Annotated in this window: 24 protein-coding genes; 10 read left to right on the top strand and 14 right to left on the bottom strand. The window is 52.6% G+C overall.

What is annotated here, in order from left to right; translation table 11 throughout:
- Positions 1-19: 19 nt before the first annotated feature.
- Positions 20-340: a cupin domain-containing protein gene (locus FRY98_RS12560; RefSeq protein WP_148452195.1), complete on the top strand. Its 321-nt coding sequence runs from the start codon at positions 20-22 to the stop codon at positions 338-340.
- A gap of 142 nt (positions 341-482) precedes the next feature.
- On the opposite strand, the gene FRY98_RS12555 is transcribed toward FRY98_RS12560, so the two are convergent.
- Together FRY98_RS12555 and FRY98_RS12550 are read right to left on the bottom strand one after the other, a co-directional pair.
- Positions 483-1,469, bottom strand: a complete 987-nt coding sequence (locus FRY98_RS12555) for a patatin-like phospholipase family protein (protein WP_148452193.1) — start codon at positions 1,467-1,469, stop codon at positions 483-485.
- Between the two features lie 423 nt (positions 1,470-1,892).
- Positions 1,893-2,468, bottom strand: a complete 576-nt coding sequence (locus FRY98_RS12550) for a TetR/AcrR family transcriptional regulator (RefSeq protein ID WP_148452192.1) — start codon at positions 2,466-2,468, stop codon at positions 1,893-1,895.
- Between the two features lie 173 nt (positions 2,469-2,641).
- Here FRY98_RS12550 and FRY98_RS12545 point away from each other — a divergent pair, with 173 nt between their 5' ends.
- Together FRY98_RS12545 and FRY98_RS12540 are read left to right on the top strand one after the other, a co-directional pair.
- Complete coding sequence (locus tag FRY98_RS12545) at positions 2,642-3,592, top strand: ketopantoate reductase family protein (RefSeq protein ID WP_148452189.1); 951 nt, start codon at positions 2,642-2,644, stop codon at positions 3,590-3,592.
- A 70-nt stretch (positions 3,593-3,662) separates the two neighbouring features.
- Positions 3,663-4,394 (top strand): type II toxin-antitoxin system prevent-host-death family antitoxin, encoded by a 732-nt coding sequence (locus FRY98_RS12540; RefSeq protein ID WP_148452187.1) that lies wholly within the window; start codon positions 3,663-3,665, stop codon positions 4,392-4,394.
- Between the two features lie 86 nt (positions 4,395-4,480).
- Here FRY98_RS12540 and sstT read toward each other — a convergent pair whose 3' ends face one another.
- The gene (gene sstT, locus FRY98_RS12535; protein WP_148452185.1) at positions 4,481-5,710 is read right to left on the bottom strand and encodes a serine/threonine transporter SstT; all 1,230 of its coding nucleotides are present in this window, start codon (positions 5,708-5,710) and stop codon (positions 4,481-4,483) included.
- Between the two features lie 262 nt (positions 5,711-5,972).
- On the opposite strand from sstT, the gene FRY98_RS12530 reads away from it, so the two are divergent.
- The gene (locus FRY98_RS12530; protein ID WP_148452183.1) at positions 5,973-6,284 is read left to right on the top strand and encodes a YbjQ family protein; all 312 of its coding nucleotides are present in this window, start codon (positions 5,973-5,975) and stop codon (positions 6,282-6,284) included.
- Between the two features lie 360 nt (positions 6,285-6,644).
- Here FRY98_RS12530 and ybaK read toward each other — a convergent pair whose 3' ends face one another.
- The 3 genes from ybaK to FRY98_RS12515 form a co-directional block, all read right to left on the bottom strand.
- Positions 6,645-7,142: a Cys-tRNA(Pro) deacylase gene (gene ybaK / locus FRY98_RS12525; protein WP_148452181.1), complete on the bottom strand. Its 498-nt coding sequence runs from the start codon at positions 7,140-7,142 to the stop codon at positions 6,645-6,647.
- Positions 7,143-7,833: 691 nt separating this feature from the next.
- Entirely contained in the window at positions 7,834-8,850 is a 1,017-nt protein-coding gene (locus FRY98_RS12520; RefSeq protein WP_148452179.1) for a serine hydrolase domain-containing protein, read from the bottom strand.
- Between the two features lie 28 nt (positions 8,851-8,878).
- Entirely contained in the window at positions 8,879-9,703 is an 825-nt protein-coding gene (locus FRY98_RS12515) for a MerR family transcriptional regulator (protein WP_148452177.1), read from the bottom strand.
- Positions 9,704-9,882: 179 nt separating this feature from the next.
- On the opposite strand from FRY98_RS12515, the gene FRY98_RS12510 reads away from it, so the two are divergent.
- The 4 genes from FRY98_RS12510 (at position 9,883) to FRY98_RS12495 (ending at position 15,431) form a co-directional block, all read left to right on the top strand.
- Positions 9,883-10,866: a LacI family DNA-binding transcriptional regulator gene (locus FRY98_RS12510; protein WP_148452175.1), complete on the top strand. Its 984-nt coding sequence runs from the start codon at positions 9,883-9,885 to the stop codon at positions 10,864-10,866.
- 156 nt (positions 10,867-11,022) lie between these two features.
- Complete coding sequence (locus tag FRY98_RS12505) at positions 11,023-12,498, top strand: glycoside hydrolase family 32 protein (protein ID WP_249043390.1); 1,476 nt, start codon at positions 11,023-11,025, stop codon at positions 12,496-12,498.
- 28 nt (positions 12,499-12,526) lie between these two features.
- The gene (locus FRY98_RS12500) at positions 12,527-13,513 is read left to right on the top strand and encodes a carbohydrate kinase family protein (RefSeq protein ID WP_148452173.1); all 987 of its coding nucleotides are present in this window, start codon (positions 12,527-12,529) and stop codon (positions 13,511-13,513) included.
- Entirely contained in the window at positions 13,506-15,431 is a 1,926-nt protein-coding gene (locus tag FRY98_RS12495) for a sucrose-specific PTS transporter subunit IIBC (RefSeq protein ID WP_148452171.1), read from the top strand. The genes FRY98_RS12500 and FRY98_RS12495 overlap by 8 nt, the downstream gene beginning before the upstream one ends.
- 365 nt (positions 15,432-15,796) lie before the next feature.
- Here the strand turns inward: FRY98_RS12495 and FRY98_RS12490 are convergent, their stop codons facing one another.
- Complete coding sequence (locus tag FRY98_RS12490) at positions 15,797-16,246, bottom strand: DMP19 family protein (protein WP_148452169.1); 450 nt, start codon at positions 16,244-16,246, stop codon at positions 15,797-15,799.
- Positions 16,247-16,426: 180 nt separating this feature from the next.
- Between FRY98_RS12490 and FRY98_RS12485 the strand changes: the two genes are divergently transcribed.
- Positions 16,427-16,606 (top strand): hypothetical protein, encoded by a 180-nt coding sequence (locus tag FRY98_RS12485; RefSeq protein WP_148452167.1) that lies wholly within the window; start codon positions 16,427-16,429, stop codon positions 16,604-16,606.
- Positions 16,607-16,624: 18 nt separating this feature from the next.
- Here the strand turns inward: FRY98_RS12485 and FRY98_RS12480 are convergent, their stop codons facing one another.
- Together FRY98_RS12480 and FRY98_RS12470 are read right to left on the bottom strand one after the other, a co-directional pair.
- Positions 16,625-18,751, bottom strand: coding sequence for a MalT transcriptional regulator family protein (locus tag FRY98_RS12480; RefSeq protein WP_148452165.1), 2,127 nt, complete (start codon positions 18,749-18,751; stop codon positions 16,625-16,627).
- An 872-nt stretch (positions 18,752-19,623) separates the two neighbouring features.
- Positions 19,624-19,938 (bottom strand): thioredoxin family protein, encoded by a 315-nt coding sequence (locus FRY98_RS12470; protein WP_148452163.1) that lies wholly within the window; start codon positions 19,936-19,938, stop codon positions 19,624-19,626.
- 109 nt (positions 19,939-20,047) lie between these two features.
- On the opposite strand from FRY98_RS12470, the gene FRY98_RS12465 reads away from it, so the two are divergent.
- The gene (locus tag FRY98_RS12465) at positions 20,048-20,350 is read left to right on the top strand and encodes a putative quinol monooxygenase (RefSeq protein WP_148452161.1); all 303 of its coding nucleotides are present in this window, start codon (positions 20,048-20,050) and stop codon (positions 20,348-20,350) included.
- Between the two features lie 92 nt (positions 20,351-20,442).
- Here the strand turns inward: FRY98_RS12465 and FRY98_RS12460 are convergent, their stop codons facing one another.
- The 5 genes from FRY98_RS12460 to FRY98_RS12445 all read right to left on the bottom strand — a co-directional run bounded on the left by FRY98_RS12460 (position 20,443) and on the right by FRY98_RS12445 (position 24,059).
- Positions 20,443-21,675: an MFS transporter gene (locus tag FRY98_RS12460; RefSeq protein ID WP_148452159.1), complete on the bottom strand. Its 1,233-nt coding sequence runs from the start codon at positions 21,673-21,675 to the stop codon at positions 20,443-20,445.
- Positions 21,676-21,784: 109 nt separating this feature from the next.
- Positions 21,785-21,961, bottom strand: coding sequence for a hypothetical protein (locus tag FRY98_RS28435; protein WP_170287079.1), 177 nt, complete (start codon positions 21,959-21,961; stop codon positions 21,785-21,787).
- Positions 21,962-22,048: 87 nt separating this feature from the next.
- Positions 22,049-23,077: a spore photoproduct lyase gene (gene splB / locus FRY98_RS12455; protein WP_148452157.1), complete on the bottom strand. Its 1,029-nt coding sequence runs from the start codon at positions 23,075-23,077 to the stop codon at positions 22,049-22,051.
- Positions 23,074-23,343: a transcriptional regulator SplA domain-containing protein gene (locus FRY98_RS12450; RefSeq protein WP_412066983.1), complete on the bottom strand. Its 270-nt coding sequence runs from the start codon at positions 23,341-23,343 to the stop codon at positions 23,074-23,076. Before FRY98_RS12450 ends, splB begins: the two co-directional genes overlap by 4 nt.
- Before the next feature lie 158 nt (positions 23,344-23,501).
- The gene (locus FRY98_RS12445) at positions 23,502-24,059 is read right to left on the bottom strand and encodes a polymer-forming cytoskeletal protein (protein ID WP_148452153.1); all 558 of its coding nucleotides are present in this window, start codon (positions 24,057-24,059) and stop codon (positions 23,502-23,504) included.
- Positions 24,060-24,074 lie beyond the last annotated feature (15 nt).

The following is a 24,074-nucleotide window of genomic DNA, read 5'->3' as shown; positions in this document are numbered from 1 at the left end:
AATAAAAGGAGGTTTATTTATGAGCAATATCGGAGTATGGGAACAGGCCGAACCGGGAGTCAAACGCTGCATTCTAAACGCCGCGGACAGCCTGATGATGATGGAGGTTCATTTTGCCAAAGGCGCGGAAGGATACGAGCACAGCCATCCCCATCAACAAATGAGCTACTGTCTGCGCGGAAGCTTTATCTTCCGGATCGATGGCCGGGAATACCCGCTCAAGGCGGGAGAAACCATCCATATCCCCCGGGATGCGGTACATGGAGTTACCGCTTTGGAGGATAACTCCGCCCTGCTCGACGTCTTTACGCCGATTCGCGAAGACTTGGTGAAGCGTTAGACTGGATTGAGATTGAACAGCATAATGGCGGGATGCTATTGCCTTACTTAATTAATCGAAAACCTAAGGTCTCCTCGGCAAACCAAACAGCCCGTAAGCAAGAAACAAACTGTCTTACGGGCATGCTTTTTTATCTACCTAGTCAATGATAAACGGTCGGCTCCTGTTCCCGTTCTTCCAGGCCAAAGTAATCATGAACAGGCTCCTTCGCCTCTTTTTCCCTAAATTTGCGCTTGTACTCTTCAAAGTCCCATTTCCGCAAAAATTGTTCCGCCGCGATCCTGCCGGATTGGAGCAAGGTCTGTTTATCTTCTTCCGTGAGATCGAATTTCGTAGTCGCCACCGATTCCGTCGGGATGAATACGCTTCGCTCCTCCGAATGTTTGTCGACGTGACGTTGATCGTGAGCCTGGAGCATCGTTTTAAAGACGCCTTTAAACAGGCTGAAAGGTCCGTTTATATCCCTGGCATGCGCAAGCGTGCGTCTTGCCGACAACCGAAATCCGAATGTTGGCCATCTGGGCATCCCTGCCACGTCAAACAACCAGATCGGATAATTGCTAAGCAGGCCGCCATCCAGCATGTAATACGGCTGTTTATCCAAAGGCGTCTTCCATAAATAGGGCTGAAAAAAGTAAGGTAACGTGGTGCTCATCCGAACGGCAGCCGCAATGGAAAATCGGGATGGCGACAGTCCGTAATCGCGCAGATCGTCCGGGAACACCACCATTTTACCGTTGCTGATGTTGGAGGCAATGATGGACAGCTTTCCTTCGGGTAAGTCTCCAAAGCATCTGATTCCCTTATTTTCAAGCCATTTTTCCACAATCCGCTCCAGAACATCATTGCTGTAAATTCCCGATTTCATCATCAGAGGAACCGTTTTATTTAAAATCGGAAGTTGGTTCATCCAGGTTCGTCCAAGGAGTTGATTGTAGTCCAGCGATTCCATGAGCGCCTTGATTTCCGAACTTCTGTAATCGCAGGCCAGTAGCGCCGCCACGATAGATCCCGCGGATGTGCCCGCAAGCCTTTTCCATACGTATCCTTTGGATTCCATCACCTCTATTCCACCTACAAAAGCGATTCCTTTGACTCCTCCGCCTTCAAACACGGCGTCCGCTTCCATTGCAGCACCTTCTTTGTATTTTATTTACCTCGGGTTGCTAATACAGTTAATGTGCTGCTTCTTACGGAATATATGTAAAACCTCTGAACCTCCCTCTACTTCTCCACCAACCGCCTCTGGAGATTCGCCGCATTCAAGCTCAAATCCGCCCAGTCGTGGTGGCGATCAGCGGGTTGGCGGGGGATACGCCGCCGATCGTCTCCGTCGGGAGTCTATATCATTAACGGGAAAATATCCTGTTAATGTACCGCTTTTGGCTTTTCAATCAGATTTAGCTGGAAAAGCTCCATCTATTTCGCGGCCTACCCGCCGATATGCATATTATCAGGTAAATTAGCGGGAGGTTTTCCAGCTAATTCACTTCCGCAGCCGCATAGGCACCGAATTAACGGGAGGAATTCCTGTTAATTCGGCGCTCCCCCTTCATCCTCCCTTTAGTGTCTCCCGGGGTGGCAGCAAATTCCGCTCCAGCAGCACCAGCAATTGCTCTACCATTGCCTCCGGAGCGTAAGGCATCGAGTGGATGATCCACCACTCCACCAAACCGGCCACCGCGCTGGACAAAAAGAGGCCGAGAATCTCGGGCCGCACGCCCGCAGTGGTTATCTCACAGCTTTGAATATGCTCCCCGATTCCCTGCTCCACCATCGCCGTCATCCGGTTCCGAAACGTCGGTACACCTTGGTTCGTTAGCAAAGTGGTATAGATCGAGGCATGCCGTTCTATAAACTCAAAGGTGCGGAGCAGCAGCGCTTTCGCCGACATCCTGCTCGCCTCCCCATCCGGCATACAACTCTCGTACAGGAGCTGCAAATAAGTTTCGACGCACTGCTCCATCAGGTCATATTTATCCGTAAAATGCAAATAGACGGTTCCCCGGTTGACGTTCGCCCGGTCCGCGATATCTTGAACCGTCACCTTTTCAAACCCTTTTTCCTCCAGCAGTCCGACAAAAGCTTCCATGATCGCCTGCCGCGTTCTGATGATCCTTCTGTCCATAACTCTCCTCCGCGCTTTTTTTCTGAACATTTCGGGCCTCCCTGTTGAATATGCAACAAAGGCGGCCGTTTTAGCGATTGCCCCGGCTTTCCGTATAGTGCTAAGGTAATTGTAATTAACAAACGTCATTTATACAACAAATGTTCAGTATATAAAAAAGTGAGGGATCACACATGAAAGTTTTGATTTATGGCGCGGGGGTATTGGGCAGTTACCTGGCCCATGCATTGATCCGCGGGGGCAATGAGGTTACCATGCTGGCGCGAGGCGAGCGCGCGGAGGAACTGGAGAGGCACGGCCTCGTCATCCGCCACTATTTCCAGCTTAAAACCTCAGTCGATCCGGTTCGGGTGATCCGGCGGCTGGAGCCGGAAGATATCTATGACCTCATCTTTGTGGTCATGAAATTTACCGACTTTCCGAGCGTCCTGCCGATTCTGGCGGAGAACCGCAGCAGCAACATCGTGATCGTCGGCAATAATACCGACGCCCGGGACATGCAGGCTTATCTTCAGGAGAATGTCTCCACCCGGAAGAATATCGCCTTCGGATTCCAGCTCAGCGCCGGTCGCAGGCAACCCGGCGGCCGCATTGTCAGCGTTCGGGCCGGCGTGGGGATGGTGATCGGCGGATTGGACGGTCCTATTCCCTTTCATGCGCTGCTGGATCAGGCTTTTGCCAGAACCAAATACAAACTGATCTACCACGACAATATCGACGCTTGGTTGAAAAATCATATCGTTCCGATTCTGGCGATCAACTACGGCACTTTCATTTATAACGGCCAAATGAAAAAAATCGCCGGGGACAGCGGGCTGCTTCGGCAAATGGTCGCGGCCATGGACGAAGGGTTCCGCGTGCTGGAGGCGCTCGGAATTCCTCTGGTGCCGGCGAAACAGGCGAAATTGATCCGGAACCACCCTGCACTGCTTCGGTTTTTCCTGAAAATTTACCACCTTCTCCCCGTCAGCCGGATGGTCGACGGTTCTCCCCACGAATTGGCCGCTTTGGGCCGCGTATTTCGTGAATGGAGTCATCGCGCCGGTATTCCTACGCCTGCCTGGGACCTGCTGGAAGAGCGATTTAGCGTCACCTACGGAGATCGGCTTACTATTCAGAATTAGCTAATTTCAATTGAAATTCACCAATATATTAGCTAAAATATAATATAATAGCTAATCCGAGGTGAATCCGATGCGAGTTTCTTCCACCGATATGCAGAACAATTTCGGGAAGTACTTAAAGTTTGCGGAGTCCAGCGAAGAGATCATCGTAACGAGGAACGGCAAGGATGTGGCCAAATTGACCGCTCTCTCCGGCGGCGATGACATCTTAATTAGGGAGGCCGCGGCGAACTATGAACTAAGCTGCGGCTCTGTGACCTATGAAGAATTCCTTGAGCTGGCGAAAACGTCGGAACAGCGCTTTGAGCTGATTGACGGCATCGTGTATAACCTGGCCTCACCTACGTACAAACACCAACATGCCGTGCAGGAACTGATCGGTACGTTTTACAATTGGTTCAAAGGGAGACCCTGTAAGCCGCTGACCTCCCCATTCGACATTACGCTGAAGAAGGAAGAAACGAATATTTGCGTCGTTCAGCCGGACGTGGTGGTCATTTGTGACAAGGATCAAATCGACGCAAACGGCAAATACACGGGAACGCCGACATTGGTCGTTGAGGTGCTGTCCCCAGCCACGCGAAGCAAGGATTTGATCCGCAAACTCGAACTGTACCGGGCATGCGGTGTCATGGAGTACTGGATCGTTGATCCAATGAAGGAGCAGGCGGCGGTTTACGTTTTGGCCGATGGCGAGATCGCGGACAACACTTACTATTCCAACGGCAAAGACCTGTACGTGGAATCGGAGCGGTTTCAGGGGCTGCGCGTTTCCATGCGGGATCTGTTCGCCGAATTTTAAACAAATAACATGCCGCCGAACAAAACAAGAAGATCGCCATATCCTGAGCCGAAAGGCTGCGGGACAGGCGATCTTTGTTTTCTTATTTAGGCATTCACCGTTGTTTTCGAGCCCTCTTTCCGCTTCTTCGCATATTCCGCGGTTGCGGTAAACAGCACGTCGGAGGAGGAATTGAGAGCCGTCTCGAAGGAATCCTGCAAAACGCCGATGATAAAGCCGACGCCGACGACTTGCATGGCAATGTCATTCGAAATGCCGAACAAGCTGCAGGCGAGCGGGATAAGCAGCAGCGACCCTCCGGCCACGCCGGAAGCCCCCGCGGCGGCGATCGCGGAAACCACGCTCAGAATCAGCGCCGTTCCAAAATCGACGGAAATCCCCAGCGTATGGACGGCGGCGAGGGTCAAGACGGAAATGGTCACCGCCGCACCCGCCATATTGATCGTCGCGCCCAAAGGAATGGATACGGAATACGTATCCTTGTCCAGCTTCAATTTTTCGCACAGCCGCATATTGACCGGAATGTTGGCGGCGGAACTGCGCGTGAAGAACGCCGTGATCCCGCTTTCTTTCAAACAGCTGAGCACCAAAGGATAGGGGTTCGACCGAATATTCACATATACGATCAACGGATTGATCACCAGCGCCATGAATAACATGCAGCCGACGAGAACGAGCAGCAATTTTCCGTAATCGAGCAAGGAAGCGAGCCCGTTTGCGGTAATCGTACTAAACACCAGTCCCATGATGCCGAAAGGCGCAAACTGGATCACCCATTTGACGATTTGCGAGACCGCGTCCGAGAACTGGGTGAGCATGCTTTTGGTCTGATCACTGGCCCCTTTTAAGGCAACCCCGAGTAGAATGGCCCAGGCCAGAATACCGATATAATTGGCTTCAAGCAAAGCTCTCACCGGATTATCCACAACGTTGAACAGCAAAGTTTGCAGTACTTCAACAATATCGCCGGGCGGAGTCAGGTCACTGTCCCCTGTCGTGAGAGACAACTTCACCGGAAAAATAAAACTGACGATCACCGCGATCAACCCCGCCGAGAAAGTGCTTAGTCCGTATAGCGCGAGTATCGATTTCATGTTCGTCCGGCCGCCCTTTTTATGATTCGAGATCGCTGCCATTACAAGGAGCAGAACCAGTACGGGAGCAACCGCTTTTAACGCGGATACGAATAAGGAGCCGAATAGTGCGATGCCGGTCGCCTTAGGGAAAGCCAAAGCCAGGATGACACCCACGATAATTCCCAGAAAAATGCGTGTGACTAGACTTAACCGGCTCCACCTGTGCAGTAGTGTTTTCATGTTTGCCCTCCGGGTTATGATGTAATTATAATCAAGCACCGCCTCGACGCTGTAGTGAGGCATAGCGCTAGTTTACCATGGAAGCGGCAAGCTGTGTACTGGTGGAAAGATTTGTGCGCTTTTTTTCACAGATGTTCATGTGGATTCCACCCGCCACAGGCAGTTCCCATAAAGGTCGGAAGGCTCAAATCCTTTTTTGAAACCAACCCGCCCTTCCTGCGTAACAAACCAAAACCGAAGTTTCCCAAGGAGGATATTGATTATGTTAATGACCACGACTTCTACGATTGAGGGACATCCTGTGATACAGTATCTGGGTATCGTTACCGGCGAGGTAATCATGGGCGCCAATGTGTTCCGTGACTTTCTCGCTTCGATCACCGACGTTGTCGGAGGACGTTCCGGCGCCTATGAAGACAAGCTGCAGGAAGCGAGGGACACCGCGTTCGCGGAAATGAGGCAGCAGGCTTCCCGCATGGGGGCAACAGCCATCATCGGCGTCGACATCGATTATGAAGTCGTGCGCGAAGGCATGCTGATGGTCTCCGTCAGCGGAACGGCGGTGGTGGTTTAGTCCGCCACCACGATCCGTAAACTGCTTGTGGTACACCCGCATAACTAACGAGGTTTGATGCAGCACCATCGGTTAGCTCATGACGCGATAAAAAACCTGCAAATATGCATCTTTTATCGCGTCTTGCTTGAGAAATCGCGAAATTCCTGCAAATATACATCTTCTAAAACTCGATACTCCCCATATCGCTCAAAACCGTCGAAATTCCTGCATTTTCGCAGGAATTTCGGCTGGATCAGAAAATCCCGGAGAAAAAGTTGCAGATTTGCAGGTTTTCGCTCATGCTCATGGTATTGCCCCTTTTAATAGTCCTATCGGTCGGCCTGCTGTCAACTCGGCGTAAACGTCGCCGGCCCACCGTCATTCCCCCTCTATTCCCTCCAAACGGACCAACGGAACGAACTTTCCCTTCACCTGCTCGGCCAAAGCCAAGGGTGCGAGTTCCATTTGCAGCCCGATTTTTCCGGCGCTGACCAGGATCCTGTCCAAGTCCTCCGCGCTGCTGTCCAGAAACGTAGGATACAGCTTTTTCATCCCTACCGGCGAGCATCCGCCGCGAATATAGCCCGTCCGGTTCAGTAAATCCTTCAGCGGCAGCATTTCCACCTTTTTGACGCCCGCGGCTTTGGCCGCCAGCTTCAGATCCAGTTCCGCGGCAACGGGGATGACGAACACGAAGACGGCCGCTCCTTGATGAGCGACCAGGGTTTTGAACACCTTTTCCGGCGGTTTGCCGATCTTCTCCGCGACGGCGGTGCCGTGGATCTGGCCGTCCTCCGGATCGTAGGCGTGTATTTCGTACGGCGTTTTCGTTTTATCGAGCAAGCGCATCGCATTCGTTTTGTTGACTTCGGCCATTTCAGGGTCCTCTCTTTCTCGTATCAAATAACCGATACATCGCCTTAGCTTTCGAGTGATAACGGAATATCCTCCCGTTATTTCTAATCTCGGACCATGTATTCGCATAATTAACTGGAAAAACTTATAATAGCGCACTGGCGTTGCATTAAACCTGACATGGTGTTGCCGACCCCGTAATCTCACTTGCCGCCCGTTATAATAGCGGCGTTTTAGGCTGCTATTTCGCCCAAATTCGCTTTTACGTGAAAAATAGCGGCCAAAAAGGGACTTATTTCACTGATGGGAGTCCAAAAATCGGTTTTCGGCCCGCTTTTCCCTAAAATAAGGCCCCAAAAGACCGCTATTTCTCACCGATGGGACGATTTCGACAAAATAACGTCTCAAAAAGCCCTTATCCACCCGACCTGCTTCAAAGGGAGGCGGTTACGGCCACTAGATCCTTCGGGTTAGTGCAACGCTAAACACGTTAAATCGAAGCAAGGAACCTCTCTATTTTTCCAGTCCACAAGTTCTCTCATTGAAAGTATAGCAAATCTGCCGCAGGAGCAATAGAGTGGAGAACGTCCGGGGGATCTAATAAAATACCCGATTCACTATGATCCGGCGTCCAGCGCAGCGCAAAAAAAGCCTGTCTTCTCCAACCCGAAGGGGTCGTGAAGCCAGGCTTTATAGCAATCGGGCCGCCTTCTCACTTCGCCGGCAGTATCCATTCTTTGATCAAGGTCCATCGATCCCGAGGGTTCATCATAAACCCGGAAGCGATGGCGACAACCAACTCATGTTCAGGGACGCAGCAGATGATATTCCCGCCGTCGCCCATAGCCATGTAAGCAACAACGCCATCCTCTTCCCGCAGCCACCACAGGTAGCCGTAATGATGGGGGGTCATCGCCGTGGACTCCAGCATCCAGTGCTCGGAAACCAGGCTGCGTCCGTTCCAGGTGCCGCGGTTTAAACACAGCAAACCAAAACGCGCCATGTCGCGCGGCGTTAGCGTCAGCCCCCATCCCCCCGTGGAGTTTCCTTGCGGATCCGTGACCCACCCTTTCACCTTTGCGCCGAACAGGTCCTCAAACCCGTACCCTTCCATCCCATAATCCGGAATCACCTTCATCCCTAGTGGTCCGAACAACCGTTCATTGGCGAATGCCCGGGCGCTTTGACCTGTGGCGCGGGTGAGGATCGCCGACAGCAAATGCGCTCCCGAGGTGGAATATTTGAACCTCCCCGGCTCCCCCTGATGTCCCAGCATATTCAGCGTATATTCGACCCAGTCGGGCTGCGTGCACAACTTGTCGAGCGGTTCCTGCCAGTCTTCAAAAGGATAAGGAGCCGTCATCGTCAGCAGGTGGCGCAGCGTGATTTCTTTTTTCACGGGATGGTCGCGTTCGGTAGAATATTCCGGAAAAAAGTCCAGTATCTTTTGATCCGCATTTTGTATAAATCCGGAATCGATCGCCATCCCCACAAGAACGGATACGATGGATTTGGTCACCGACGCCACATGATGCGCCTCGTACGGTCCGTAACCGTTGAAGTATTTTTCATACGCTGCAGCTCCGTTTTTCACGATCACAATGCCGTTGATGTTGCCGTAATTCTCCGTTATTTCGGGTTCCAGCCCCATAAGTCTCTCCGCATTCAGCCCCACACTTTCGGGATCGGCTGCCGGCCAGGCTTCACTGGGCCACACGTTCTCTGGCATATTTGCATTCCTCCTCTTAACTCATCTGCTATTTTTTCTTAACGGGAAAATACACTTCGGTAACCAGATCCCCGGCATCCCCGGTTTTTATCGGATCGGTCACATAGACTTCGTAAGGCGCACCCGTTAGAGCGTACCCTTCCTCCTCCACCCAACTCCTTAACCTGGCATAAACCGCCGTGAGCTCCGGGTAAGCTCCTTTAAGTACCGACCTTGCGCAGAGACCGCCGGGAAAATTCCGCGTCCCCTTCACCGCTTCCGCGACCGGGATGGCAAATTCCGTATCATTGCCGGCCGGATCATACTCCGGGCTGTGATAGATCGTCATCGGCGTTCCTTGCAAGGTGAGTGTTTCCGTGGCGATTCGTTCGTAGAGTTTCGCGAAATACGTTCCATAACCTGCCGCATAATCGTCCGCACTTAGTTTTTGGCGGATGAAAAGGACATTCCGCGGACGCGTCTCCACCAACTCCACCTGGATATGGTCAACGAAGGACATGACGGGCATCCCTTGCTCCAGTCTGCCGATATCGCGATGGATTTGCTCCAAGGTCGATACGTAGGCCTGGATATGTTCTTCGATCTCTCTTTTTTTACGATGCAAACGGACATGCAGATGTTCCTCCGCCTGATCCTCTTCCCATGCAAGTATCTCTTTGATCTCATCCAGGGAAAAATGATAGGCTTTCAGGCGTTGAATCAGGAGCATCTTTTCCAACTGAGTGATCGAGTAATATCTGTACCCGTTTTCAGGGTGGATCTGATCCGGATGAATCAGACCGATCTCGTCATAATACCGCAGCGTCTTGGTCGAAACTTTGCAAATTTTCGAGAATTCTCCAATCGATAGCATGGGTCGCCTCCTCCCGTTGTTTCCCAGTGTGTACCTTCCCCTAAGGGCAAGGTCAACCCCAAATTATAAAAGGGCATGTGCCCTGTGCTGCAGAAATGAGTATAATTAGAAGGTAAGTTAACGGCATCTCCTATTCTAACTTAATTTAAATAATATATAGACTTAACCGAGGAGTACTTATGACGAAAACAATCGCGGACATCGCCAAGCTGGCCGGCGTGGCCAAAAGCACGGTTTCCCGTTACCTGAACGGCGGTTCGGTCAGCGACCGGACCCGGGAAAACATCGAGCGGATCATTAAGGAGCAAAATTATGTCCCCAACACCTTTGCCCAAAGCCTAAAAGCCAAACGGACCAACTTCATCGGCACGGTGGTTCCCCGCCTGGATTCCTACGCGACCTCGCAAACTTTGATCGGCATCGACGAGGAGCTTCGGAAGAACCACTATCAAATGCTGATCGCCAATACGAGCCAGGACTTGGATCGGGAGATCGAGGCGATCTATGATTTTGCGCGGCAGAAAATTTCCGGCATTATTCTGCTGGCTGCCCAGGTAACGGAAGCCCATTTAACGGCCATCCACGACATCCGGATCCCCGTCATTCTGGTGGGCCAGCAGCATGATCAAGTGCACAGTCTGGTGCACGACGACAAGCGCGCCGGATGGCTGATGGGTCGTCATATTCTGGACCAGGGACATCGCGACATCGTGTATCTCGGCGTTACGGAAAAAGACAGGGCTGTCGGCGTCTACCGGAAAGAGGGCGTCAAACAAGCTCTCGAGACTTGTCCCGATTGCCGCGTGCGTTATTTCGAGACGAGCTTTAAAATGACCGACGCCATGGCGGCGGCGACGCGGATTCTGGAAGATGCCAAACCTTCCGTTATCGTCTGCGCTACCGACAATATCGCTCTCGGCGTCATTAAGGCGGCTCATTTAAAAGGCGTCCGCATCCCCGAAGATTTATCGGTAACCGGGTTCGGAGGCTACGATATTACGGAGATGATCCACCCTGCCCTCACAACGGTGAAATATCACTACTTTCAGGCGGGTGAGCAAGCGGCCCGTCATATTATCCAGCTTGTATTGGAACAGCCCGTGGACCGGCTGTCCGTCTTGGATGTGGAACTGATCCGGCGAGAAAGCGTTGACAATTTGTAAAAGAATCGATTATGATGATGGTATAGGAACCGGTTCCACCTCCAATCGAGGTTGAACCGGATATATTTCTTTGTCGCTGGAACCGGTTCCGGTATATTTTTTTCACCTGGATGGAACCGGTTCCTGAATATAAATCGTTTCAGGATGGAGAACAACATGAATAGGATGACGCGAGAAGAAAAATATAGGCTGATCGAGCAAGCGCGCCCCGGCGAGCTGGAGAAGCTCCGGGCTCAAGTCGGGCTTTCGCCCTGGAGGCAAAGCTATCATATCCAGGCGCCGACCGGGCTGCTCAATGATCCGAACGGCTTTGCTTATTATCAAGGCGAGTACCATTTGTTCTACCAATGGTTCCCCTTGGGGACCGAGCACGGCATGAAATATTGGTACCATATGAAGTCGTCCGATTTGGCGGCATGGGAAGATTTAGGCATCGGCATTACCCCCGGCGGGCCTTATGATTCGCACGGAGCTTATTCCGGCAGTGCGATTGAGAAAGACGGCAAACTGAATCTGTTGTATACCGGCAATACGCGGGACGAAACCTGGACAAGACATCCGTATCAATGCCTGGCCATCATGGATGCCGGCGGCCGGATCGCCAAGCTCGACCGCCCGGTGATCTCCTCGGTTCCTCCGGGATACACCGACCATTTCAGGGATCCGAAAGTATGGAAATCCGGAGAGGCGTATTACTGTGTCATCGGCGCGCAAAGAACCGATTTAACCGGCTGCGCCGTGCTGTTCCGGTCCAAAGATCTGTTGGACTGGACGTTTATGGGTGAAATGAAGACCGGCTTATCCCCTTTCGGCTATATGTGGGAATGCCCGGATTATTTTGAACTGAACGGATCAGGCGTGCTGGTGTTCTCGCCGCAGGGTCTTGAGGCGGATGAGGATCTGTATAACAACATTTATCAAACGGGTTATGTGATTGGCAAACCGCTGGATCTGGCAACAAGGGAGTTCCGTCACAGAGCTTTCCAAGAGCTGGACCGGGGTTTTGATTTCTATGCGGCTCAGACCACGCTCGGTCCGGATGGACGCCGGATTTTGGTCGCCTGGATGGGGCTGCCGGATGTCGCCTACCCGACGGATACCCAAGGCTGGTCCGGCTGCTTGACGATTCCCCGTCAGCTCACGATCCGGGGCGGCAATAAGCTGATTCAGCAGCCGGTCCCCGAGCTGGCCAAACTCCGCAAGACCCGAAGCAGCGCCGAGCTTACTGTAACCGACGAAGTCGTCCGTTTAAACGGGTTTGACGGAACCAGCTACGAGCTGATTTGCGAAATTTCCAAGTTCGATGCGGAGCAATTGGGTCTCGAATTCCGGGCGAGCGATCATGAGAAAACGGTGCTTAAATACGACCGTGTCCTGAAGAAAGTCATTCTCGACCGCACGCTTTCGGGACGGGCTATGGATGAAGTCAACGGTAACGTCCGCCGCTGCGGTTTGGTCGCGGATAACCTCAAATTTCATCTGTTCGTGGACGCCTCCTCCGTGGAGATCTTTGTCAATGACGGAGAAGAAGTGTTTACCGGCCGGATCTTCCCGGATCCCGCGAGCAAGGAAATTCGACTGTTTTGTTCCGGCGGATCCGCGGAGTTTCGCGTCTGCAAATGGGACATTTAATACCAAATTTATGTTTGAAGGTGAGTACGTGGGAACATTATATGCCATTGGCGAAGTATTGATCGACTTTATCCCCCGGCAGGCGGGTCAAGCGCTGAAAGATGTGGTTGCCTTCGAGCGCGCCGCGGGAGGCGCGCCGGCCAACGTGGCCGCGGCGGCGGCCAAATTGGGCGGTAACGCCTCGATGATTACCAAACTGGGCAAAGACGCCTTCGGCGATTTTCTGCTGGAGCAGTTGTCCGAAGCCGGGGTAAGTACCGATCTGGTCAAAAGGACCGACGAGGCCAATACCGGTTTGGCCTTCGTCTCCTTGCGCGACAACGGGGAGCGCGACTTCTCGTTTTACCGGAATCCCTCTTCCGACCTGCTTTTGGCCGAGGACGAGATCGACCCGGACGTTTTTCAAGCGGGCGACCTTTTGCATTTCGGATCCGTGGATTTGGTGGAAAGCCCGATGAAGCGGGCCCACGTCAAAGCGATTGATGCCGTCAAAAACCGGGGCGGCTTAGTAAGCTTTGATCCGAACGTGCGCTTGCCTCTGTGGAACGATCATGACGCCTATCGCCGAACGATCCGGTCTTTTATCCCGAGAGCTCATCTTTTGAAAATCTCGGAGGACGAACTCTCTTTTATCACGGGAATTCAAGACGTGGACCAAGCGCTCGCTTCATTATTTACCGGAGATGTGCAAGCCGTGGTCTATACAAAAGGCTCTCGGGGCGCCGATTTGATTCTGCCGCAGGAAAGATACGGGTCGGCCGGTTTCAAAGTAAAAGCACAGGATACGACCGGCGCCGGCGATGCCTTTATCGGCGGGTTCCTGCATCAACTGCTGGAGCGCCAAGCCACGCCGCATAATTTAAGCTCTATTTTAACGGAAGAGCATGCCGCTCTGCTTCGGTTTGCCAATGCCTGCGGAGCCATCACCGCGACCGGCAAGGGAGCTATTCCCGCTCTGCCGTCCTTGGAGCAAGTCGATGAACTTATAGCGAAGGAGAACGAAAGTCATGTCTGAAAACCAACAAATCGCCAAAGCGGTTATCGAAGCTGTCGGAGGAAAGGATAATATCGCTTCTTTCGCCCATTGTGCGACACGCCTCCGCATCATGGTGCTGGATAAAGACAAAATCAATCAGCAGCAAGTCGAACAAATCGATAAAGTCAAAGGGGCGTTCTTCAACTCCGGCCAATATCAAATCATATTCGGCACGGGTACGGTGAACCGCATTTTTGAAGAAGTCGAGAAGCTGGGCATAGAAAGTACGTCAACCGATGAATTGAAGAAGCAGGGCAAAAAACAGGGCAACCCGTTCCAGCGCGCGATCCGCACGTTCGGTGACGTGTTCGTTCCGATCATTCCCGTACTGGTAGCCACCGGTCTTTTTATGGGCCTTCGGGGCTTGTTAACCCAGGAGTTGGTTCTTTCCTGGTTCGGAGCCGCGCCTGAAGATATTTCATCGAATTTCCTGCTGTTTACCCAGGTATTGACGGACACGGCCTTTGCGTTCCTCCCCGCTTTAGTGGCCTGGTCCGCGTTCAGAGTGTTTGGAGGAAGTCCGGTGCTGGGGATTGTGCTCGGCTTGATGCTGGTCAATCCCGCTCTCCCCAACGCTTACAGCGTTGCGGACGGTTCCGCGGAGGCGCTGACCATGTTCGGCTTCATTCCGGTGGTGGGTTATCAAGGCTCCGTCCTTCCGGCCTTCTTTGTCGGCTTGATCGGCGCGAAGCTGGAGAAATTTTTGCGTAAACGCATCCCTGAAGCCCTGGATCTGATTTTGACTCCGTTTATTACTTTGTTGATTATGATCACGCTCGGCTTGTTTGCGATCGGCCCGATCTTTCACTCTCTGGAAGAGTGGGTGCTTCACGGAACAGTCGCCGTACTGGAGCTGCCGTTCGGCATCGCCGGTCTGGTTATCGGCTTTTTTCATCAGATTATCGTGGTTTCGGGCGTCCATCATATTTTTAATTTCTTGGAAATTCAACTGCTTGAACAGAAAGGCAGCAATCCGTTCAACGCGATTATCACCACCGCCATGGCGGCTCAAGCCGCCGCTTGTCTCGCGGTAGGCATGAAGACGAAAAACATGAAGCTGAGAGCGCTGGCTCTCCCTTCCTCCCTGTCGGCATTCCTCGGCATCACGGAACCCGCGATCTTCGGGGTCAACTTAAGATATGTGAAGCCTTTTATTATGGGTCTCATCGGCGGCGCTGTGGGCGGCTTCCTTGCCTCCCTCTTCCAATTGGCCGGTACGGGCATGTCGATTACGGTCATTCCGGGTACCCTGCTGTATTTGAACAGTCAACTGCCTTTGTACATCTTGACGAATGTGGTTGCCATGATTATCGCGTTCGTATTAACCTGGTTCTTCGGATACAAGAACGAAGCGGTTCCGGCGGACAATGCATCGGCGAAACCCGCTGAAGCGGAAGTCAAGGCGGTAACTCAGCCTTCCGAGGGAAGATCGGGCAAGCTCGAGATTCCTTCCCCGATCACGGGAAAAGCGGTTCCCCTCTCCGAAGTGCCGGATCCGGCCTTTGCGGAGAAACACATGGGTGAAGGGATTGCGGTCGAACCGACGGAAGGCAAGGCTTTCGCCCCGTTTGACGGAACCGTGGCCCATGTGATGGACAAGAGTAAACACGCCGTCATCTTGGAGCATGAGAGCGGAGTGCAGCTGCTGATTCATATCGGCATCAATACGGTGGGGCTCAAAGGGAACGGATTTACCACGCATGTCAGCACCGGGGACAAGGTGACCAAGGGCCAACTCCTCATTGAGTTCGATATGGATTTGATCCGGCAGGCGGGACTTCCCCTGGTTACACCCGTGCTGATCCCGTCCGGCCTGGATGCCGTCCGGGAGGTCGTCCCTTCACGCGAAGGCGAGGTTACGGCGAATGAACAAACGGTGATTACCGTCCAGTTGTAAAAAAAGCAAACAGGCAACCTGAAGAACTTGTGGTTCTTTAAGGCTGCCTGTTTTTTTTACGCGTCTACCCGCTGTAAGGGCGGCGGACCACTTCGACGCTGGCGCGGAAGTTGAGGGTGAGACCCTTGCAGCTAGACCTGACACTCATTAACGGGAGAACTTCCCGGTAATTTTCACAGCTACCCTCTAATATCCGATTTAGCGGGAAAAGCTCCACCTAATTCGCGGCTCCACCCGCTGAATGACGCAATTTCAGACGAATTAACGTGAACTTCTCCAGCTATTTAGCCTCAGCGGCTGTACATGAGCCAATGACCGGGAACAATTCCCGTTCATTGCTTATAACCAGCCTATCCACAGCGGAGTTACGGGGCGGGAATCCCCAATTTCACCGCGTAATACCGATGGGCGGTTTCCGCGATCCGATCCGGATCCTCCCAAAACCGCTGGTCGAGCTCGTCGAGCCGGGCTCCCTCTTCTTCTGTCAAAAACTTCGGGATGTCCCACAGCTCCGTAAGACGATCATCATGTTCGAGACGCGCGATGCAGGCATACCCCGAAGCGATAAGCTCCAACGCCCGTTCCGCTCCAATCGTTTGAAGCGCCCGGCGCGCGTGGAGATACGCCTCTTCGCCCCAGTTGCAAAAAAACTGGATAAATCCGCCGTTGTACATATCGGCTTCTAGTAGCCATAGCGCGGCGATTTCTTGTTCGTCCGAAGTCAATGCTTGCCAGCGCAAGGTTGACGCGTTCTTTTTATCCACAAATGCCCCGGCATAATCGTACCAAGCGTCGTTTAAATCCGGTTCGCTCATTTCTTCTCGCCCTCTCTCTTTCGTTGGATGATTTGCGCAGTTCTCCACCGATCGCTTAATCTTAAACTATCACATGCCGACTCGGCAGACGACCCTGGAATTTAGGAGGAATAACGAATAAATTGGGAGTCGATCTTTGAAGTTTGCCATATCAAACGGCCCGGCGCGGTTCCTTTTGCCATGGACGGCAGCGGGAACCATTATGTCTGGGATATGCGCTCTGACCCTAAGAATCGGGAGTTCCCCATCCTGGTTGTCAGTTCGGGAAATCTTGGCTTCGAGGAAGCCGTGGAGATCGCCCGAACTTTTGCGGAGCTTTGTCAGGGAACGACGGCGGCGGAAGATCTGCTGTTCGGATAAGCTGAATATCCCGCGCCTTTACCGTTCCAAAGCTTTAGACAGCACCATCGCCAAGTGACCGGTGGCCGACTGCGCATGACGGTAAAAGGTCGTTCTGCTCATATGGAAATCTTCGGCCAGTTGGCTTTTGTTCAGTTCTTTCAAGATGTAGATTTCACGCAAAATCCGCTGCTCCAGCGCTGTGAGAGGATATGCCGTATCCTGCCCCGTCAAAATCTGCTCCACGTGTCTTCTTATCTCCGAGCCCGGTCTCCCCAAGCGCCGTATCACAGCCAGCTCCTCCAGCTTGTCGGGACGATACAACTCCTTCAAGATTTGCTTCATCTCGTGGTCGTCGATGTGAATCGCGTCAGCCCGGTACCGCTCGGGCTCTAGTGCCGCCGCCACTTGCGGGAATTCGGAGAGCTCCCCCTCGGTCTCGGTCTGGCGAATGACTCGTTTTACCCAGTGCTCGAACGAGGTGAACCGGAAATCGAGATCCCAACGGGTTAATAGCAAGGTTCCATTCTCGGAAAGGGCGAACTGGCCCGTCTTCTGAAACCCCATCATCGGCAGCAGGGTATTCAGATTCGGATCTCCGGTCACCACGATTCCCCTGAATCCTCCCGTCATGCGGATCAGCCACTGCTGCATCAGCAGGCCCCCAAGTTCCTCCGGACGGTAATGCGGCTGTCTTACATCAACCGCCGCCAGCAAAATGCAAAACGTGTCCGCCCCTTCCTGAGACGCGGAATAAAGCGGCTCGAGCTCCTCGCCCAGCATTTGAAGCAACCTGGGAGCGTATTTTTCAAGAAGCGATAAAGTCGAAGGATGGAGGGAAACGCCGGCGCAAAACGCCAGCGGAGTCCCCATGTCGCTCCGGACCACGCAAATGCCTTCCGGGCTCATGCCGGCGATCCGTACCAGCAAACCGGCGTAATCTTCCGCCTTAACCAGTTCCGTTTGCCAGTCGGCACCTCGGACGGAGTCGGCCACCATCCGCTGCAGGTCCGGGAGATCCTCGGGTTGATACGGCCTGTCCTCGGCGGCTTGCAAGCGCGTCGAAAAATGGGCATAAGCATGGGCCGAAGGCAAAAATTCGCGATACAACTTGAGTACATGAGCCGCGATGCGCGTTTGCGCCCGCCGATCCGCATACGGAAACCGCTCGGCTAACAGGCGAAAGGCCCGCTGGCGCTCAAGCCGGAACGGTTGCGGGCTTCGCTCCGCATAATCTTCGCGGATTAGCCGGGAGGCGACATGGTGCAGGGCCAACCCCCGCGGATTTCTGCCGACAAAGGAGAGACGGCCGAGCTCTTCATAATCGGACAACTCCAGCGGAGTGTCCAAAAACTGCCGCAAGACCAGCAAATCCGCCTCCGGCAGCAGCGAAAGCCCGATCAAAGCGGCATATAACCGCGGAGATGTGACTTCCTTAAGCAATTCGGCGCTCAGCATCGCCGGAATATCGCTTAGTCCCCTGCCCGCTGTACTTTCCGGCGAGGACTTCAGCAGGTCCACGGTCAGGGCCAGCAGGAGCGGATGGCCGTCCGAATGCCTGGCAACCTCCGCCTGCAGCGCCGGGTCGAGTCCGCTCTCGCGCAAATATTCGCGCACTTCCTTGCGGGTAAACACCCGCAGTGGCAAATCGCGTACCCGGCTGCCCCAATAGGGGTTCGTCCGCCATTTGGCCGGGAGTCCGTTACGCGAAGCCAGCACGAACAGCACGCCCGCCGCCTCGAGTTTGGGCAGGAAGCTGGAAAAGAACCAGCCTTCGATACGTTCGATATTTTCACAGTTATCCAAAAATATAACCGAACGGCGGCTCGACAGCTCGGAAGTAATAAAGGCAAACGTCGGCGCGTCTTGTTCCCGTTTCCTTCCGTATTCGTTCTCCAGACACGCTTCCATCCCGGACAAAAAAGCCGCCGATGTCCCCAGCTCCCCGGGACCGTCCAGCCATAACACTTGCGCCTGGCTGTCCCGCGCCCGTCTGGACATCTCCGTCAGCAGCGTCGTTTTGCCGATCCCCCCGATCCCCGACACGAAAAACAGCTCCGTACGCGGCTTCGGCTCGGCGAGCCACCGTTCCAGAAACCCCAGTTCTTCGGCAAGACCGATGATCCGGTCCAGGGAGACGAAACTTTCGGTCTCACTTCGATCCACCCTTTCACCCTCCACTCTCTACGCTGAATTGAATCAAAAACGGAATGCTCTTCGATATGTTCTATACTACACTATCTATTAAATTTAAATAAATCATAGATTTATTGGTCGGTGAGACATTTTAGGTACCGAAAGTCCTCTTTCTCTATGAAAAAAATAAGGGGCACAACATGGTGTTGCGCCCCTTATTTTTGAGGAAAGATTTAATTTATTGGTGTCATACACTAATCGTCTGAAAATAAATCAGATGCTTTCTAAAAAATACACGTAATCGATGTGTTCCTGGACAAAGTCGGCGGTATTCGTATTCTTCCTCTTCTGATAGAGGGTGAAACCGACACTCTCATACATTCGTTGAGCAGCGATTAGGTCATCATTCGTGGAGACAATGATTTTCCTGACCTAACTTTGAAAGATCCTTTTGACTGCTTCTTGCAGCTGCAGCTTGCCAAGCCTCGTCCGCATTATCTTACCACGAAAAGGCCGTCGAAATCGTATTTAGCCCACGGTAACTAAAGGGCGCCTAGCGTACTTCCATTACTTCCAACTCCAAAAAGATGCAAATCTGCAGGTATTTCATTCCGTTCTCTGAGGGGATTCGAAAAAAGATGCAAATCTGCAGGTATTTCTAGCGATTTTAGAGAAACGGGCCGGTTTCGTCGAAAATTCCTGCAGATTTGCAGGAATTTTGAAATTTTGGTCACAAACTAGAAAAAAACATGCACATATGCAGGAATTCTAGGTTATCAAGATTGTCTGACGGGGTACTAGCTTAATATCCGATAAACAAATAAACAAAAAAACCGCAAATTCATGCGGTCTTTAATGCATTTACATCTTGTCTTCTGACAAAAAACGCCTGCTTTTCTTTCTTACAAACCCGCCAAATACTCTCTGACCTGGCCCGGGGTCTTGGCAAATTTACTGTGCAGGTGAGCGACTTTTTCCCCGTTTTTGTACACGAGCAGGCTTGGAATGCCGCGCACCTCATTGGCCTCCGCGATCGGCTGGAACTGCTCCGCGTCCATCGAATAAAAATCTTTGTCCGCATGCTCGGCTACGATATCCCCGATAAAGCGGTCCAGGTTTTTGCAGTCCGGGCACCAGTTTGTCTCGAATTTGATTACGGTATATTTGTCGCTTTGAATCGCCTGCCGATATTGCTCTTCCGATTGAATTTTATCCATGTTGGCTCTCTCCCTTATTCAAATCTTTATATCTACATATTAAATATTCAAGCCATTGAAATGCAAGTCGCTTGTAAGGTATGATACTCTGAAACAAGGAGGAGTTCAAATGAATAAATTCGGAATGACCGCCAAACTCGTCGCCCATGAGGGTCGGCGCGACGCGCTGCTGGGTATTTTACTGGAAGCCGCTCAAGCGATGAAAACGGTGGACGGATGCGAACTTTATGCGATAAATGTAGACGATGGCGATCCCGACTCGATCTGGATCATGGAAATTTGGCGGGATGCGGACGCCCACGCGGCCTCGCTCAACCTGGAGGCAACGCAGGCCGTCATCTCCAAGGGAAGACCCTTTATTGCAAAAATGGAGGGAACCCGATTAAGGGTTGTCGGCGGATTGGGTGTCTAACGCCTGAATTCAGGCGGGCGGCAGCCGAATGGATGTACATTCCGATTCGGTTTGTTCCTGGCCATCGGCTGCTCCCGCCCTATTGCCCCTTTTTAGTCGATAGCTTCCTGCCCCTCCGTCCTGCCCGCTTCAAGCAGCACCCGATTGCGCCCCAGAAGGACGGCGAGAAGCATCAGCAAGAACCCTGTACCCGCAAGAAGCCATTCAATTCGGACGGCGTCCGCCAGCGGACCGAAAATCAGCATCCCGACCGGCATCATGGAGGTCGAAATCATGCCGAGGACCCCGAATACCCTTCCCATGAAGTTTTCGTCGACTTTTTCCTGGAGCAGCACCGTGGACGGCGTATTGAACATCGGCATGGCGATGCCGAAGATAGCCATAAACACCAGATAGCTCCAGAATACCGGAACGACTCCGAGCGCCAGCGTACAGCCCCCCATCACCAAACCGGCGAGCATGATCGTACGGATTTTATTGGCGAAACCGCCCCAGGACGCAATCAGCCCCCCACCCGCCATCATGCCGATGGAGAACGCGATCTCGATGGCGGTCAACCGCCAGACATCGTCGCCGAAGCTGCGTGTCACTTGCAGCGGCGTCAAAAATGCGGCCGGTGCCATCAGGACGAACAGGACCGCGAAAAACAGAAAGAAGATTTTTAGGAAGCGATGGTTCTTTATGTAGAGAAGCCCTTCTTTCAAGTCGCTGAAATAGCCTGTCGCTTGCTTTTCGGAAGCCTTCTCGTGTGCGGGGATATTAAAGAACAGCAGCAAAGTGAGAATCGCGATGGCCGCGGTGATGACATCGATGAAGAAAATGCTTACGATCGATGCTTTCGTCAGCAAAGCCGCGCTGACCATCGGGGAAACAAACATGATGACGGCTTGCAGCGTGCCGTTAATTCCATTGACCTTCGTCAGCTTGTCTTGCGGTACGATCTGCGGCAGGATCGCGCCGACCGCCGGTGTCTGCACCCCTGTTCCCAAAGCGCGGATCGCCGCCATCGCGAACAGAAGCCAGATCGCCTCGTAGCCGAGCAAATAGACAACGGCAAGAATCAGCGTCGCGGTAGCGATCATACCGTCCGACAAAACGATCAGCCATTTCCGGTTAAAGCGGTCCGCCCACACCCCGGCAAAAGGAGACAGAATAAAGGTGGGAATGAACCCGCAAAGAATGAACAACGTCATCATAATTCCGGATTGGGTGGTCAGCGTAATATGCCACATGATGGCGTATTGGACCAAGGACGAGCCGAACAGCGAAATGGTCTGACTGCTCAAAAACAGCACGATATTTCTTTTCCAGTTGTTCACGGTCATCTCCTTTTTTCCTTAAAAATTGGTTTTTGTCGCCCATATTGTAACATGACCGCTATAGGTTGCAAACGGCTAAGCCAAACAAAGAGCCGGGAAAATTCCCCCGACTCTTTTAGCTTACAAAACCCTTCTCCTTCAACGCCTCATATGCGGCGCTTTCCTGCTCTTCTTTGATCTGATATTCCAGGGTTCCGTCGATCACCTTCGCGCAGCGCCCTCCGAACGGTTTAAGGATCGCCTTGATTTCACCAATCTCAGGGCTGGACTGTAAAGAGTATTGAACTTTCATCGGTTACCCACCTCCTAAGGTAGGATTACAACAAAAGCCCGGCTTGTACAGTAACAAAAATCACATCAACTTACCCCACGCGCCGCCTTACGTAAAATACTCCAATTTCGCCCGCGGAAAAAACTTCTCCATATACGAAAAAAGATGGGACTTGATATCCTCCTCTTCGTCCTTTTGATAGATGTATTTGCCGATCCCGTACTTACCCCATTTGTACCTCCGCTTCTCTTCGTCCAGCTCCAGCTTGGTCATGGGATAATTTTTCTCGATAATGCGCTTGGCCGGCTTGGTGAACCGGTGCTGGATAAATTCAAAGGTAATGTCGTCCCTCGCATCCGCGGGCAGCTCGGCGTCGAGACGTTCGAACATATGGCGGTAGCCTTCTTCCCATCCCTCATGTAGATAGATCGGAGCCACGATGAAGCCGAGCGGATAACCGGCCCGGGCCACCTTGCCCGCGGCCTCGATCCTCTTGTCCAGAGGCGATGTCCCGGGTTCGAAGTTTTTGATTACATAGTCCGCGTTCACGCTAAACCGAAATCGGGTTTTTCCGTTATGCCGGGCGTCCAGTAAATGATCGACATGATGGAATTTCGTCACGAACCGGAGTTTCCCCAACTCCGATGTCCCGAAGTGTTCGATCGCCCGTTTCAGGGTGTGCGTCAGATGATCGATCCCGACGATATCCGAAGTACAAGAGGCTTCGAACCGGGTTATCTCCGGCGCTCTCTCGGCCATATAGCGATCCGCCGCCTCCAGAATTTCCTCCACGTTGACGTAGGTCCGGATATAGGGCTTGGTCCCCATCGTCGTCTGCAGGTAGCAGTAATGGCAGTGGCCCATACATCCCGTCGCAAACGGAATCGCATATTCGGCGGAAGGCTTGGACGTATCGAATTTCAGGGTTTTGCGGATGCCGACGACAAGGGTCGATTTGGCTACGCGGTATTTTTGCAGATCGCTGTCGCCCGGCAAGTTTCGGATCTGATTATGCGAGGTCGTATAGCGAATATCCAGCTTCATACGTTCAAACTTCTCCATAAGCTCTCTGCCCAGCGGATAATCCAGGGCATCCGGCTCGAAATAGACCAGCCGCGGCGTAAACGGAGGATTCATTCCCAAATCCCCTCGGCGGCGGGTCCATAAACGTCGTTGTAAGCTTGCTCCGCTTCCTGCGCCGTCGAATAGACGGCCATCTCGTTCGTCAATGGATAGTAAGTCTCATACAGAAAAACCGCCAACTCGCCCGGCTTCTCCGGATGATTGACGACCGCGGCCTCCTGGATATTGGCCACATCCTGAGTATGCGGATTCCGATAAAAAACGTAGACGATATCCCCCGCTTTAAAGGTTTGAGCCCCATACTGTTGTTCATCGTACATTCCCATCTCCTGCCCTTCCTTTTCGCAAAAAATCCGTTTCAAGTAATTTATGTATTTCCCTTCGGGCCGAAAAATATTTATGTTATCCGGGCCGTACAACCTATTTCAGGCATAAAAAAGGGAGCCGACTTGGCTCCCTTTCGAATGCTGATCCCTGTTTATTTCACTTCGGTCGTTCCCGTCACCTTACCGTCGATTTTGGCGGACGCTTTGACGTCCTCGTTGGCAAAGTAAATGTTTCCGTCTACGGTTGCCGACTCGTGCAAATTAAATCCGTTCGCTTCCACGTAAACGTCACCTTTTACCGTGCCGCCTTGAATTCTCAAGTTTTCGCTTTGTACCGTCAGTTTAGGCACCGTGAGCGTGAAAGAAGCGGTAATGTTATGGTTCTCATCCTGCGTGTAGAGCGCGATTTTACGGTAAATGTCGCCGTCCGGCTTGTTCTTGTCATGGAATTCCCCCGCCACGACGACGTCCTTGTCGACCGTGAGATCGCCCAAAGTGGCGATGATCCATGTTCCTTGCTCACTTACCGCGTTAATGAACGCATCCGCATCATTTACGATGGAAGCGGTCGTTACCGCATCGGGCTGCTCGCCGGCAGCGGTTTGTTCGGCGGGTTTATTCGGTTCAGCCGCTTTCTCCTCCTTGGCGCCGCAGCCGGACAGCAATGCGATGGCGACGCCTGCAACCAATAAGCCTTTAAAAATCTTCACAGTGGTTTCCCCCTA

Origin of the sequence: Paenibacillus faecis, assembly GCF_008084145.1 — a bacterium.
Taxonomy (GTDB): domain Bacteria; phylum Bacillota; class Bacilli; order Paenibacillales; family Paenibacillaceae; genus Fontibacillus; species Fontibacillus faecis.
This window is presented reverse-complemented; position numbering and strand designations above follow the sequence as displayed.

What these genes read in the sequence shown, in the direction of transcription:
- FRY98_RS12560 (WP_148452195.1), top strand. Translation starts at nt 20, where the DNA reads ATGAGCAATATCGGAGTATGGGAACAGGCCGAACCGGGAGTCAAACGC.
- FRY98_RS12555 (WP_148452193.1), bottom strand. Translation starts at nt 1,469, where the DNA reads ATGGAAGCGGACGCCGTGTTTGAAGGCGGAGGAGTCAAAGGAATCGCT.
- FRY98_RS12550 (WP_148452192.1), bottom strand. Translation starts at nt 2,468, where the DNA reads ATGGACAGAAGGATCATCAGAACGCGGCAGGCGATCATGGAAGCTTTT.
- FRY98_RS12545 (WP_148452189.1), top strand. Translation starts at nt 2,642, where the DNA reads ATGAAAGTTTTGATTTATGGCGCGGGGGTATTGGGCAGTTACCTGGCC.
- FRY98_RS12540 (WP_148452187.1), top strand. Translation starts at nt 3,663, where the DNA reads ATGCGAGTTTCTTCCACCGATATGCAGAACAATTTCGGGAAGTACTTA.
- sstT (WP_148452185.1), bottom strand. Translation starts at nt 5,710, where the DNA reads ATGAAAACACTACTGCACAGGTGGAGCCGGTTAAGTCTAGTCACACGC.
- FRY98_RS12530 (WP_148452183.1), top strand. Translation starts at nt 5,973, where the DNA reads ATGTTAATGACCACGACTTCTACGATTGAGGGACATCCTGTGATACAG.
- ybaK (WP_148452181.1), bottom strand. Translation starts at nt 7,142, where the DNA reads ATGGCCGAAGTCAACAAAACGAATGCGATGCGCTTGCTCGATAAAACG.
- FRY98_RS12520 (WP_148452179.1), bottom strand. Translation starts at nt 8,850, where the DNA reads ATGCCAGAGAACGTGTGGCCCAGTGAAGCCTGGCCGGCAGCCGATCCC.
- FRY98_RS12515 (WP_148452177.1), bottom strand. Translation starts at nt 9,703, where the DNA reads ATGCTATCGATTGGAGAATTCTCGAAAATTTGCAAAGTTTCGACCAAG.
- FRY98_RS12510 (WP_148452175.1), top strand. Translation starts at nt 9,883, where the DNA reads ATGACGAAAACAATCGCGGACATCGCCAAGCTGGCCGGCGTGGCCAAA.
- FRY98_RS12505 (WP_249043390.1), top strand. Translation starts at nt 11,023, where the DNA reads ATGAATAGGATGACGCGAGAAGAAAAATATAGGCTGATCGAGCAAGCG.
- FRY98_RS12495 (WP_148452171.1), top strand. Translation starts at nt 13,506, where the DNA reads ATGTCTGAAAACCAACAAATCGCCAAAGCGGTTATCGAAGCTGTCGGA.
- FRY98_RS12490 (WP_148452169.1), bottom strand. Translation starts at nt 16,246, where the DNA reads ATGAGCGAACCGGATTTAAACGACGCTTGGTACGATTATGCCGGGGCA.
- FRY98_RS12485 (WP_148452167.1), top strand. Translation starts at nt 16,427, where the DNA reads ATGGACGGCAGCGGGAACCATTATGTCTGGGATATGCGCTCTGACCCT.
- FRY98_RS12470 (WP_148452163.1), bottom strand. Translation starts at nt 19,938, where the DNA reads ATGGATAAAATTCAATCGGAAGAGCAATATCGGCAGGCGATTCAAAGC.
- FRY98_RS12465 (WP_148452161.1), top strand. Translation starts at nt 20,048, where the DNA reads ATGAATAAATTCGGAATGACCGCCAAACTCGTCGCCCATGAGGGTCGG.
- FRY98_RS12460 (WP_148452159.1), bottom strand. Translation starts at nt 21,675, where the DNA reads ATGACCGTGAACAACTGGAAAAGAAATATCGTGCTGTTTTTGAGCAGT.
- FRY98_RS28435 (WP_170287079.1), bottom strand. Translation starts at nt 21,961, where the DNA reads ATGAAAGTTCAATACTCTTTACAGTCCAGCCCTGAGATTGGTGAAATC.
- splB (WP_148452157.1), bottom strand. Translation starts at nt 23,077, where the DNA reads ATGAATCCTCCGTTTACGCCGCGGCTGGTCTATTTCGAGCCGGATGCC.
- FRY98_RS12450 (WP_412066983.1), bottom strand. Translation starts at nt 23,343, where the DNA reads ATGTACGATGAACAACAGTATGGGGCTCAAACCTTTAAAGCGGGGGAT.